General features: G+C 71.5%; 9 protein-coding genes. 3 read left to right on the top strand and 6 right to left on the bottom strand.

Going from position 1 to position 12,544, the window contains the following annotated elements:
• Window positions 1–120: 120 nt before the first annotated feature.
• Entirely contained in the window at window positions 121–831 is a 711-nt protein-coding gene (locus EHS43_RS23500) for a 4'-phosphopantetheinyl transferase (RefSeq protein WP_125192752.1), read from the bottom strand.
• Complete coding sequence (locus EHS43_RS23495; RefSeq protein ID WP_125192751.1) at window positions 828–1,688, bottom strand: metallophosphoesterase; 861 nt, start codon at window positions 1,686–1,688, stop codon at window positions 828–830. Before EHS43_RS23495 ends, EHS43_RS23500 begins: the two co-directional genes overlap by 4 nt.
• Window positions 1,689–1,950: 262 nt before the next feature.
• On the opposite strand from EHS43_RS23495, the gene EHS43_RS23490 reads away from it, so the two are divergent.
• Window positions 1,951–3,072, top strand: a complete 1,122-nt coding sequence (locus tag EHS43_RS23490; RefSeq protein ID WP_125192750.1) for an ATP-grasp domain-containing protein — start codon at window positions 1,951–1,953, stop codon at window positions 3,070–3,072.
• Between the two features lie 126 nt (window positions 3,073–3,198).
• Window positions 3,199–4,878 (top strand): carbohydrate binding domain-containing protein, encoded by a 1,680-nt coding sequence (locus EHS43_RS23485; protein ID WP_125192749.1) that lies wholly within the window; start codon window positions 3,199–3,201, stop codon window positions 4,876–4,878.
• 46 nt (window positions 4,879–4,924) lie between these two features.
• Here EHS43_RS23485 and EHS43_RS23480 read toward each other — a convergent pair whose 3' ends face one another.
• The 4 genes from EHS43_RS23480 to EHS43_RS23465 form a co-directional block, all read right to left on the bottom strand.
• A complete protein-coding gene (locus tag EHS43_RS23480) occupies window positions 4,925–6,175 on the bottom strand; it encodes an alpha-L-fucosidase (protein ID WP_125192748.1) in 1,251 nt (416 codons plus the stop codon).
• Between the two features lie 3 nt (window positions 6,176–6,178).
• On the bottom strand, window positions 6,179–9,220 hold the full coding sequence (locus tag EHS43_RS23475; protein ID WP_125192747.1) for a glycoside hydrolase family 38 C-terminal domain-containing protein: 3,042 nt from the start codon (window positions 9,218–9,220) through the stop codon (window positions 6,179–6,181).
• 76 nt (window positions 9,221–9,296) lie between these two features.
• Window positions 9,297–10,634 carry a 6-phospho-beta-glucosidase gene (locus EHS43_RS23470; protein WP_125192746.1) on the bottom strand — a complete coding sequence of 446 codons (1,338 nt, stop codon included), beginning with the start codon at window positions 10,632–10,634 and terminating at the stop codon, window positions 9,297–9,299.
• Window positions 10,631–11,395 carry a DeoR/GlpR family DNA-binding transcription regulator gene (locus tag EHS43_RS23465; RefSeq protein ID WP_125192745.1) on the bottom strand — a complete coding sequence of 255 codons (765 nt, stop codon included), beginning with the start codon at window positions 11,393–11,395 and terminating at the stop codon, window positions 10,631–10,633. Before EHS43_RS23465 ends, EHS43_RS23470 begins: the two co-directional genes overlap by 4 nt.
• A gap of 128 nt (window positions 11,396–11,523) precedes the next feature.
• Between EHS43_RS23465 and EHS43_RS23460 the strand changes: the two genes are divergently transcribed.
• A partial coding sequence (locus EHS43_RS23460) for a carbohydrate kinase family protein (RefSeq protein ID WP_148104082.1) occupies window positions 11,524–12,544 on the top strand: 1,021 nt, incomplete at its 3' end.

The following is a 12,544-nucleotide window of genomic DNA, read 5'->3' as shown; positions in this document are numbered from 1 at the left end:
TACTTGGGCTTTCGCCCGGTGCGGCGAAGGGGGTCCCCCCGTCCGAGCCCTGCGCAGCAGGTTCGAGGATGGGGGCGCGTGCATGGCGTCGCGAGGCAGGCGGGACTTTCGCAACACGCCCTAGAGGGGGCGCGGGGCGGTGCCGTGCGCGGGGGCGTGCGGCACCGTCACGGAGGTCGCGACCAGGCCGTCGCGGACCGTCCAGCGGCCGTCCAGGACCCCGCGCCGCTCTCCGCCCACCAGCGGGCCGGGGACGAGGAGTTCGGCGCGCAGAGTGCCGCTGGAGGGCTGCCCGGGGTCGACGCGGATGTCGATGTCGGCCTCGGAGAAGTCCAGCCACTTGCCGGTGAGGGGGAACCACGCCTTGTAGACGGACTCCTTGGCGCTGAACAGCAGCCGGTCCCAGTGGACCGCGGGGTGGGCCTTCGTGAGTTCCCGCAGCCTGACTCGCTCCCGCGGCAGCGAGACGCTCTCCAGCACGCCCTCCGGGAGCGGTCCGTGGGGTTCGGCGTCGATCCCGAGGGAGGCGAGGTCGGCGGCGCGGACCAGGGCGGCGGCGCAGTAGCCGTCGCAGTGGGTCATGCTTCCGGTCAGCCCGGCCGGCCACCGCGGGGCGCCCCGTTCCCCGGGCAGCACCGGCTGCGGCGGCACGCCGAGCTTCTCCATGGCCCGGCGGGCGCAGGCCCGCACGACGGTGAACTCACGGCGGCGCTTGGCGACGGCCGGCGCGACGAGCGCGGCCTCCTCGGGGTACAGCGTGGCGTTCTCCGGCTCGTCGTGTCCGTGCACCTCCACGGCCACCACCGAGTCCGGCAGGAGCTCCTCGATCACGGCGCGCCGACCTCCCCGGGCAGGATCCGGCGCAGCCGTCCCGGCGGCTCCGGCCGCTTGCGCCACTCCCGCGGATAGCCCACCGAGACCTCCTCGAAACGGACTCCCTCGTGCCAGGTGGTCCGGGGGATGTGCAGATGGCCGTAGACCATGGTCCGCACGCGGAACCTGCGGTGCCAGTCGGCGGTCAGGGTGGTGCCGCACCACATCGCGAACTCGGGGTACCACAGGACGTCCGTCGGGTGGCGGTCCAGCGGGTAGTGGTTGACCAGCACGGTGGGCAGGTCCTCGGGGAGGCCGGCGAGCCTGCGCTCGGTCAGGGCGACCCGGGCCCGGCACCAGTCCTCGCGGGACGGGTACGGGTCGGGGTGCAGCAGGAACTCGTCGTTGCAGACGATTCCGGTGCCGTGCGCGTACTCCAGGCCCTGCTCCTTGGTGGCGCAGCCGGCGGGCAGGAAGGAGTAGTCGTACAGCAGGAACAGCGGGGCGACGGCGACGGGGCCGCCGGGTCCCTCCCAGACCGGGTAGGGGTCCTCGGGGGTCAGCACGCCGAGCTGCCGGCACATCTCGACGAGGTGCTCGTAGCGCGCGACCCCGCGCAGGGTGACGGTGTCCTTGGGGTGCGTCCACAGTTCGTGGTTGCCGGGGGCCCAGAGCACCTGGCGGAAGCGGCCGGCGAGGGTCTTGAGGGCCCAGTGCACGTCCTCGACGGTCTCGGCGACGTCACCGGCCACCAGGAGCCAGTCGTCGTCGGTCCCGGGACGCATCCGCTCGACGAGGGAGCGGTTCTCGGGGTATCCGATGTGCAGGTCGCTCACGGCCAGAAGCTGTGCCGCGCCACCGGCCGTCGACGTCACTTCCGCCCCCTCCGAGCACCCGAGTGGGACCACGAGAACACATTTGTTTTCCCGGTACAAGAGTGGTCCGGGGCGGCGGCCCTTCATGATCGGAAAATCCGTAACACGGGTGTTGCACGCGTGGCCCCTTGAAAGCCGTATGATCGCCCCAACACCACCGCAGAAACTTCCCTTCGCAAGGGGCGGTTTGGTGTCCCTCCAATCACCCTGCCCGGGCACGGGCCCGCTTCGCCCTGCCCGAAAACCCCGAAAGGCGGCCTGAATGCACTCTCGCGTACGCGTCTGGCTCAACCGCACGTACGCGGAGAACGTGTTCTTCATGGATCAGTTGCGGCGAAATCCCAGCGACAGAGCCGTCGAGATCCATGCGACGCACGGTGACGCCGACTCGCCCGTGCTGGCCGCCGCCGACACCGCCGAGCTGGAGCCGGAGGGGCTGTCGCCCGCCGGTTACGTCGAGTTCGCGCTCGACCAGTGCCGCAAGCGGGGCATCGACGTGTTCGTGCCCCGGCTGCACCAGGCGGCGATCGTCGCCCACCGCGCCGAGTTCGCGGCGGCGGGTACGGCGCTGCTCGCGCCGCCGCCGGAGGCCGTCGCCGTCTTCCACGACAAGGTGATCGCCTACGAGGCGGTCCAGGCGGTCGGCGTGCCGGTGCCGCCGTGGTGGCGGGTGCGGACCGCGGACGAACTGGTCACGGCCGTGGAGGCCCTGGAGGCCGACGGTCACAAGGCCTGCTTCAAGCCCGCCTCCGGCGCGGGCGGGGTGGGCTTCCGGATCATCACGCGTGCCCCCTTCTCGCTCGCGCAGCTCAACGGCTTCCCCAGCCCGTACGTGTCGCTCGACACGGTCGCCGAGGCGCTCGCGCAGTCCGACGAGCAGGTGGACTGGCTGGTCATGCCGCGTCTGGAGCAGCCGGAGGTGTCCGTGGACACGCTCACCGGGCCCGACAACCGGGTACGGCTGGCGATCGGCCGCACGAAGAACGGCCGTCGTCGCGGGTTCACGCAGCACGAGCAGTGGCTGGAGCCGGCGCGGCTGATCGCCGAGGGGTTCGGGCTGCACTACCTGTCCAACATCCAGTTCCGGATGTTCGGTGACCGGCCCGTGCTGATGGACGTCAACACCCGCCCGGCGGGCGGGCTGCACCAGCTCTCGCTCTGCGGGGTCAACGTGCCGTGGGCGGCCGTGCAGCTGGCGCTGGGCGAGGACCCCGGGGTGATCGAGCCGCCGTTCCTCGGCCAGGACTACACGGTGGTGTCGGGGCCGAGGCCGCTTCGCCCGGTGTCGGTGCCGCACCAGCGGGTCGAGGAGGTCGAGCCGCTGCTGCCGTCCGTGCCCGCGCCTTCGCCCTCGGTGGAGGCGGCCCAGGCACTGCCGCTCTAGCCACAACCGGTATGGACCAATCTCGCCGTTCTCCTTGACAGCCGGATTGGTCCATACCAACTTGGGTTGCGCACCCCCAGCACACCTCTGCACTCCCGAACACCCCCATTTCTTCAGGGAGATCGCGTGCGCAACCCACTCAGACGTTCCCGAGTCCTCGCCCTCCTCGGCTCCGCCGCCCTCGCGCTCGCCGGAGCCATCGCCCTTCCCCAGACCGCTCAGGCCGCCGACGTCCTGGCGAACCCCGGCTTCGAGTCGGGGAGCCTGTCACCCTGGACCTGCACCGGCAACCTTGGTTCGGTCGTCTCCTCGCCCGTCCACGGGGGCTCCAAGTCCCTTCAGGGCGCGGTGAGTTCGAGCGACAACGCGCAGTGCAGCCAGACCGTCGCCGTCCAGCCGAACACCACCTACAGCCTCAGCGGCTGGGTGCGCGGGTCCTATGTGTACCTCGGCGTGAACGGCGGCGCCTCCACCTGGACGACCTCCCCGTCGGCGTACAGCCAGCTGTCCGTCTCCTTCACCACCGGTGCCGCGCAGACCAGCGCCACCGTCTACGTGCACGGCTGGTACGCCCAGGGCAGCTACTACGCCGACGACATCAGCCTCGACGGGCCCGGCGGAGGCGGGGGCTCCGACACCCAGGCGCCGAGCGCCCCGACCGGGCTGACCTCCACGGGCAGGACGTCGTCGAGCGTGTCGCTGAAGTGGAACGCCTCGACGGACGACGTGGGCGTCACGGCCTACGACATCTACAGCGGCTCCACCAGCGTCCTCAGCGTCTCCGGTACGTCCGCCACCGTCAGCGGGCTCTCGCCCAGCACCTCGTACACCTTCACCGTGCGGGCGCGTGACGCGGCCGGCAACCGCTCCGGGGCGTCCAACTCCGTGAGCGTGACGACCGACGCGGGCGGCGGGGGCGGCACCGGCTTCAAGCAGGCCGCGCCGTACCTGTACGAGGGCTGGGGCGATCCGCCGAGCCCGAGCACGGTGATGAGCGCGACCGGGATCAAGTGGTTCACGATGGCCTTCATGCTGGACTCCGGCGGCTGCAACCCCGCCTGGGACAGCACCCGGCCGCTGACCGGCGGCGTCGACCAGACTGCCATCAACCAGATCCGCGCCGCCGGCGGTGACATCGTGCCGTCGTTCGGCGGCTGGCAGGGCAGCAAGCTCGGCGCCAACTGCTCCTCGGCGAGCGCGCTCGCGGCCGCCCTCCAGAAGGTGATCGACGCCTACTCGCTCAAGGCGATCGACATGGACATCGAGAACACCGACGAGTTCGAGAACGAGGCCGTGCAGGCGAGGATCCTGACCGCGCTGAAGACGGTGAAGGCCAACAACCCCGGTCTGAAGACCATCGTCACCTTCGGTACCTCGACCACCGGGCCGACCTACTACGGCAACCGGCTCATCGAGCAGGCGCAGTCGATCGGCGCGAACATCGACGTGTTCACCATCATGCCGTTCGACTTCGGCGGCGGCTCCGACATGTACGGCAACACCGTGAACGCCACCGAGGGGCTGAAGGCCAAGCTGAAGTCCACCTTCGGCTGGGACGACGCCACCGCGTACGCGCACATCGGCATCTCCGGCATGAACGGGCTCTCCGACCAGCAGGAGAACACGACCCCGACGATCTGGACCCAGATCCGGGACTGGGCGAACTCCCGTCACCTCGCCCGGCTCGCGTTCTGGTCGGTCAACCGCGACCGGCCGTGCCCGGGCGGCGGAGTCGTCAGCAACTGCTCCGGCATCAGCCAGAGCAACTGGCAGTTCACCTCGATCACGGCCGGTTTCACCGGCTGAGCGAGCGGTGCCCGCCGACCGAGGGGCCGGCGGGCACCATCCCGGGTCAGGACCGGCCCGACCCGCGGTACAGCTCCAGCTCCCCGTCCAGCTCGACCGCGAGGACCGTGGCGTACGGGTCGAGGTCGGACCCGGCGGGCGGGTCGATCCACACGGTGCCCACGGCGTCGTGGAGTCCGCCCGTCTTCCGGTGGCCGAGCCCGGTACCGGTGCCGAGGACGGTGACCCGACGGACCGGGGTGACCAGCCCGCGCAGCCCGATCTCGGCGCGCGGGGCGTCGAAGAGGACCAGGTAGAGGGTCCGGCCGTCCGCGGAGAGCGTGCTGGGACCGTAGTGGTGCCCGGCGGGCAGCCCGCGCACCGTCCCGTACACGGCCTCGGCGTGCTTGCGGATCCACTCCCCCAGCCCCTCCAGCCGCTCGGCCTGCGGCTCGGGGATGGTGCCGTCCTCCCGCGGGCCGACGTCGAGCAGCAGATTGCCGCCCCCGCCGATGGTCTCGGTGAAGTAGCGGATCAGCTGGGCGAGCGACTTGTGGTTGTGGTCATGGTGCTGGTAGCCCCACGAGTCGTTGACCGTCAGGCACAACTCCCAGGGCCCGGCGGGCGGTTCGATGGGAGCGCCCTGTTCGGGGGTGGCGTAGTCGCCCTCGGAGAGCATGCGCGCGTTGAAGACGACGTCCGGCACGTACGACCGCACGAGCGCGGCGAGTTCGGGGATCCGCCACTGCTCCTCGCTGCGTTCCCACTCGCCGTCGAACCACAGCAGGTCGGGCCGGTAACGGGAGGCCAGCTCCCGGACCTGGCCGTCCCGGTAGGCGATGTACCGCTCCCAGGCCGCCAGGTCCTCGTCCTCGGCGGCGGCCTCGGAGTAGCGGTTGTCCTCCAGCTCCGGCGGGCGGCCCGGCTTGCGCGTGGAGGCGTAGTCGGGGTGGTTCCAGTCGGAGTGCGAGTAGTAGAGGCCGACCTTGAGGCCCTTCTCCCGCAGTGCCTCGGCGTAGGGACCGACGTAGTCCCTGCCGAGGCCGAGGTCACCGAACTCCGTGTCCCACAGCGCCACACCGTCGTGGTGACGGCTCGTCAGCACCGCGTACCTCGCGCCCGCCCGGGCGAACAGGTCCGCCCAGGCACGCGGGTCGTACCGGGCGCCGGTGAAGCGCTCCAGCTGGGACATGTACTGCTCGTGCGAAACCGTGCCGTCGTAGAACGACCAGGACTCCGGGACGCCGTCCACGGCGTAGATGCCCCAGTGCACGAAGATCCCCAACTTGGCGTCGGTGAACCAGGGTTGCACGGCCATACGTCAGCCCCTTCGCAGGCGGAGCGTCAGCACCTGGAAGGGACGCAGCGCGACCGGCACGCCCCCCTCCTCCACGGCGGCGTCCTCCAGCGGGCGCTCCAGCAGGTCGGTGACCTGGGCGCCGGCCAGCGGGAAGCCGGTACGCAGGACGCCCTGGGCGCGGCCGCCGCCGGACTCGTAGAGCCGGACCACGACGTCGCCGGAGTTGTCGTCGGCGAGCTTGACCGCCTCGACGGTCACGCCCCGGCCGTCGACCGAGACGACCGGTTCGGGGGCCCCGGCCGCGTCCGCCACCCGGAGCGGGAGGTTGAGGGAGTAGCCCTCGGCGACCGTGTCCTCGATGCTCGCGCCGGGCAGCAGCGAGTAGGTGAAGCGGTGCCTGCCCTGGTCGGCCTCCGGGTCCGGGATGCGCGGGGCGCGGACCAGGCTGAGCCGGACCGTGGTGGTCGTACCGCCGTCCTCACGGACCGTGCGGGAGACGTCGTGGCCGTAGGTGGAGTCGTTGAGGACCGCGACGCCGTAGCCGGGTTCGCCGACGTGCACCCAGCGGTGGCCCGAGACCTCGAAGCGGGCCGCCTCCCAGCTGGTGTTGGTGTGGGTGGGCCGCTGGACGTGGCCGAACTGGATCTCCGCGGAGGAGTGCGCGGCCCGGACGTCGACCGGGAAGGCGGCCTTGAGGATCTTCTCGGCCTCGTGCCAGTCGATGTCGGTCTCGAAGTCGATGCGGGGGTTGTCGGCGCGCAGGGTGATGGTCTGGGTGATCGTCGAGCCCTTGCCGAAGGCGCGGGTCACACGGATCGCGCCGAGCAGCGGGTCGTCCGAGACGAGCTCGACCGTCGTGGGCTCCAGGAGGTCCGTGTAGCGGTTGTTGTAGTGCTTGTCGATGTCCCAGGCGTCCCAGTAGTTCGGGAGGTCGGTGTGCAGGCGGAGCAGGTTGCCCTTGTCGCCGAGGACTTCGCGCCCGGCCCGCAGGTCGTACACGGACGACAGCGTGCCGTCCTCGGCCACCTCCACGCGCACCAGGCCGTTGTCGAGGACCCGGTCCCCGGCCCGCACGGAGCGGGTGGGCTCCGCGCCCGTCAGCGGCGCGCTGCCGTTCGCGGGCACCCGGACGTAGGCCGTCGCGCCGTCGCCGGTGCGGACGACCTCGGCACGGTCGAACGGGCTGGTGTTGAAGACCCGGGTGTCACCGGCGCCCAGCGCGGCCACCGCCTCGGCGGTCAGCGCCTCCAGCTCCTCGGCGACCCGGGCGTACTCGGCCTCGGCCTCGCGGTGCACCCAGGCGATCGAGGAGCCGGGCAGGATGTCGTGGAACTGGTGGAGCAGGACCGTCTTCCACAGCCGGTCCAGCTTCTCGTACGGGTAGGCGTAGCCCGGCGCGTGCAGCGCGGCCGTGGTCGCCCACAGCTCGGCCTCGCGCAGCTTGTGCTCGGAGCGGCGGTTGCCCTGCTTGGTGCGGGCCTGCGAGGTGTAGGTGGCGCGGTGCAGCTCCAGGTACAGCTCGCCGACCCAGACGGGGGCGTCCGGGTACTCGGCGCGGGCCTGGGCGAAGAAGTCGTCGGGGTGCTCGATGACGACCTTCGGGGAGCCCTCCAGGTTCGCCAGGCGCCGGGCCCGCTCCATGATCTCGCGGGTGGGGCCGCCACCGCCGTCGCCCCAGCCGAAGGGGGCGAGGGAGCGCTGCCCGCCGCCCTTCTCCGAGTAGTTGCGGACCGCGCGGTCCATCTCCTCGCCGCTGAAGCGGGCGTTGTAGGTGTCGACGGGCGGGAAGTGGGTGAAGATGCGCGTGCCGTCGATGCCCTCCCACCAGAAGGTGTGGTGGGGGAACTTGTTGGTCTGGTTCCAGGAGATCTTCTGGGTGAGGAACCAGTCGTTGCCGGCCAGCTTGGCGAGCTGCGGGTAGGCGGCGGTGTAGCCGAAGGAGTCCGGCAGCCAGACGCCCTTGGTCTCGACGCCGAAGTGCTCGATGAAGAACTGCTTGCCGTGGATGAGCTGTCGGGCGATGGCCTCGCCGCCGGGCAGGTTGCCGTCGGCCTCGACCCACATGCCGCCGACCGGGGCCCACTGGCCCTTCTTCACCGACTCCTGGATGCGGGCCCACACGTGCGGGTAGTTGTCGCGCACCCACTCGTACTGCTGGGCCTGGGAGCAGGCGAAGACGAAGTCGTCGTACTCGTCGGCGAGCGCGGTGACGTTGGAGAAGGTGCGGGACGTCTTGCGCTTGGTCTCGCGGATGGGCCACAGCCACGCGGAGTCGATGTGCGCGTGGCCGACCCCGGAGATGGTGTGGGCGCTCGCGTGCGCGGGCTTGGCCAGCACGGGCGCGAGCACCTCGCGGACGGCGGCCGCGCTGCCGGCGACGTCGTCCAGGTCGAGGGCGTCCATGGCCCGGTCCAGGGCGTGCAGGATCTCGTGGCGGCGGGGCTCGTGCTCGGGGAGGTGGACCATGAGCTCGCGCAGCACCTGGAGGTCCAGGTCGAGGTGGAAGACCTCCTCGTCGAGGATCGCGAGGTCGGCGCGCTGGAAGGTGTAGAGGGGCGCGGAGCCGGCCGTGAGCTTGTCGCCCATCGGCGTGACCCTGGAGAAGTTGTCCTTGAGGATGTCCGGGTTGGAGGCGGCCTCGACCAGGTAGTCGATCCGCTCGCCGCCGGTCGCCGGGTTGGCGACGGGGACGTACTGGTTGAGGGGGTTGACGGCCTTCAGGGGGCGGCCGTCGGGCAGGTGGACCAGGGCCTCGGCCTGGTTGCCGGGCCAGTCGCCGATGAAACCGAGGTCGATGACGGCCTCGACGCGCCGTCCGGCCCACTCGGCGGGCACCTGGCCGCGCATCCGGAACCAGGTGGTGCCCCAGGGCGGGCCCCACGGGGTGTCCATCGCGAAGGGGGTGTAGCGGGCGGCCGCGGCCTCCTCGAAGGAGACCGGCTCGCCCGGCGCCTGCCAGGCCTCGACCTCGAAGGGGACGGTGGCCGCGTGGATCGCGGGCTTGATGCGCTGGTCGTGGGCGCGCTGGACGCGCTCCTCGATGCGGCGGCGTTCGTCGTGCATGAAAGGTCTCCAGGGAGGGAGAGGGCTAGCTGGTACGGCCGGGAAGCGAGGGGAAAGCGCTTTCCAACAACAGACGCTACTTAAGGTACGCGAGCCCCGGGTGGACCGAGGTGTAGCCCTCGACCAGCTTGCGGGCGACATTGACGGAGTCGACCAGCGGGTGCAGCGCGAAGGCCTTCACGGCGGTCGCGCGCGAGGCGGACTCGGCGGCGGCCAGCACCTCCCGCTCGACCGCCTTGACCGAGCACACCAGGCCGGTGGCGTGGTCCGGGAGCGGGGCGACCGAGACCGGGTGGGCGCCGTTGGCATCGACCAGGCAGGGCACCTCGATGACGGCGTCCCGGTCGAGCACGGAGAGCGTGCCCTGGTTGCGGACGTTGAGGATCAGGGTCGTGCGCTCGTCGCGCGCGATGGCCCGCATCAGGGCGAGGGCGACCTTCTCGTAGCCGCCGGAGAGGTCGTCGGCGTCGCGCTCGCCGGCGCCGGCCGTCTCCCGGTTCTCGGACATGTAGGTGGCCTCGCGCTCGGCGCGCGTGCGGTCCCAGACGTCCAGCGCCTTGACGCCGGGGGCGCCGACCTCGTCGTAGAACCGCGCCTGCTGGTCGGCGAGGAAGGCGCCGCGGGTCTTCTCGGCCTGCTGGTAGGCGCGGACGGCCTCGCGGTTGAAGTAGTAGTAGTGCAGGTACTCGTTGGGGATCGCGCCAAGCGACCGGAGCCAGTCGACGCCGAAGAGCTTGCCCTCCTCGAAGGAGCCGAGCAGATCGGGGTCGGCGAGCAGCCGGGGCAGCTCGTCGCGGCCGGCGATCTTCAGGCCGCGGACCCAGCCCAGGTGGTTGAGGCCGACGTAGTCGATCCAGGCCTCGCCCGGGTCGGCGCCGAGCACGCGCGCGATGCGGCGGCCGAGGCCGACCGGGGAGTCGCAGATGCCGATGACGCGGTCACCGAGGTGGCGGGACATGGCCTCGGTGACCAGGCCCGCGGGGTTGGTGAAGTTGATGACCCAGGCGTCGGGGGCGAGGCGGGCCACCCGCCGGGCGATGTCGACGGCCACGGGGACCGTGCGCAGGCCGTAGGCGATGCCGCCCGCGCCGACCGTCTCCTGACCGAGGACGCCTTCCGCGAGGGCCACCCGCTCGTCGTCGGCACGGCCCTCCAGGCCGCCGACGCGGATCGCCGAGAACACGAAGTCGGTGCCGCGCAGGGCCTCGTCCAGGTCGGTCGTGGCACTCACCCGGGGGGCGTCCTCGACGCGGGCCGCCTGCTCGGCGAGGACCCGGGTCACCGCGGACAGCCGGCCGGCGTCCAGGTCGTGCAGCACGACCTCGGTGACCCTGCCCTCGCCGCGGTCGCCCAGGAGGGCGCCGTACACGAGCGGCACGCGGAACCCGCCGCCGCCCAGAATCGTCAGCTTCACTCTTGCACCTTTCCTGTCTCGACCACCTCGACGCCCGCCTCCTCCAGGGAGGAGCGGGTCGCCGGGTCGGCCGGGGCGTTCGTGACCACCACGTCCAGCTCCTCGGGACCGCAGACCCTGGCCATGCCCGTCCCCGGGAACTTGGCGGTGTCGGCGAGCAGGACGACCCGGTCGCTGGCCTTGATCATGGCTCGCTTGACGGGCACCTCGACAACCGTCGTGTCCATCACCTGCCCACCCGGGCGCACTCCACTGGTGCCGAGGAAGAGCCAGTCGGCGTGGAGCTGGCGCAGGTTGTCCTCGGTGAGGAAGCCGACCAGCGAGCGGTACTCGCGGCGGAGCATGCCGCCGAGCAGCACCAGTTCGATGCCCTCGTCGTCGGCGAGCTCCTCGTAGACCACCAGATTGCTGGTGATCACCGTGAGGCGGCGGCCGTGCAGGTGCCGGGCGAGCCGGAAGGCGGTGGTGCCGATGTCCAGCAGCACCGTCTGTCCGTCGGCGACCATGGCGGCGGCGCGCTCGGCTATGGCGTCCTTCTCGGCCACGCGCACCTCGGCGACCTCGGCGAAGGGCTGGTCGCCCTCCTCCACGACGGCGCCGCCGTGCACCCGGGTGAGCAGCCCGTCCTCCTCGAGTTTGACCAGGTCGCGCCTGATCGTGGCAGGGCTCACAGCCAGCTGCTCGGAGAGATCGGTCACGGACGCGGGGCCGCCGGAGCGCAGGGCCCGCAGGATGAGTTGGTGTCGTCGTTCTGCCAGCACGGCGTGAACACTACTCGTCATCTTCAATCAAATCCATGCTCAGTTCTGCTCGGGTATTGACCAATCTCGCGGAGCAGCGCACGATTCCCGTCATCGAAATTGACGAGTTTTGACGAGAGGCTCATCGCGTGGACGACGACAGGCCCGACGTGCTCCTGACCGGGCTGCTCTTCTACGACCTCGTCCTCACCGGGCTCGGGAAGCCGCCGACGCCCGGCGAGGAGATCTGGACGGCCGGCATGGGCTGCGGCCCCGGCGGCATCGCCAACCTGGCGGTCGCCGCGTCCCGTTTCGGCCTCAGGACCGCCCTGGCCACGGTCTTCGGCGACGACTTCTACGGCGCCTACTGCCATGAGGTCCTCGCAGGTCAGGAAGGCGTCGACCTCTCGCTCTCGCGGATCGCGGACGGCTGGCACACCCCCGTCACCGTCGCCCTCGCCACCGGCACCGACCGCGCCCTGGTCACCCACGGCCAGGAGCCGCCGTACTCCCAGGACGTGCTCATGGGCGACCCGCCCGAGGCGCGCACGGCCCTCGTCCACCTGGAGGCCGAACCGCGCGCCTGGCTCGCCAAGGCCGCCGCGAACGGCACGCGGATCTACGCGGACGTCGGCTGGGACCCCACCCAGCAGTGGTCCACCGACCTCCTCGACCAGCTGGCGCTGTGCCACGCCTTCCTCCCCAACGAGGGCGAGGCGATGGCCTACACCCGCACCGACAGCGCGGTGGCGGCCCTCGGGACGCTCTCCGAACTGGTGCCGGTGGCCGTGGTCACCCGCGGCGGGGACGGCGCGGTCGCCGTCGACCAGATCACCGGTGAGTACGCGGACGTCCCGGCCCTGCCCGTGGACGTGCTCGACGCGACCGGCGCGGGAGACGTCTTCGGCGCCTCGTTCGTCGCCGCTTCCCTGGGCGGCTGGCCGCTGGAGGAACGGCTGCGGTTCGCCGTCCTCGCCGCGGGGCTGTCCGTACGGCGGCACGGGGGAGCCCTGGCGGCGCCGGGCTGGTACGGGGTGGACCAGTGGTGGCGCTCGCTGACGGACCCCGACCTGAAGCGCGCGTACGGCTTCCTCGCCGACCACCTCCCGAGGGACGCGGGCCCCCCGGTGCACCACGCGCCGGTCACCCCGCCGGCCCTCCCGTCACCGG

The sequence above is a fragment of the Streptomyces sp. RP5T genome (genome assembly GCF_003933965.1).
In the GTDB taxonomy this organism is placed as follows: Bacteria; Actinomycetota; Actinomycetes; order Streptomycetales; family Streptomycetaceae; genus Streptomyces.
Note: the sequence above shows the minus strand (reverse complement) of the source record. Positions and strands in the feature narration are given on the sequence as shown.

What these genes read in the sequence shown, in the direction of transcription:
- EHS43_RS23475 (WP_125192747.1), bottom strand. Translation starts at nt 9,220, where the DNA reads ATGCACGACGAACGCCGCCGCATCGAGGAGCGCGTCCAGCGCGCCCAC.
- EHS43_RS23490 (WP_125192750.1), top strand. Translation starts at nt 1,951, where the DNA reads ATGCACTCTCGCGTACGCGTCTGGCTCAACCGCACGTACGCGGAGAAC.
- EHS43_RS23480 (WP_125192748.1), bottom strand. Translation starts at nt 6,175, where the DNA reads ATGGCCGTGCAACCCTGGTTCACCGACGCCAAGTTGGGGATCTTCGTG.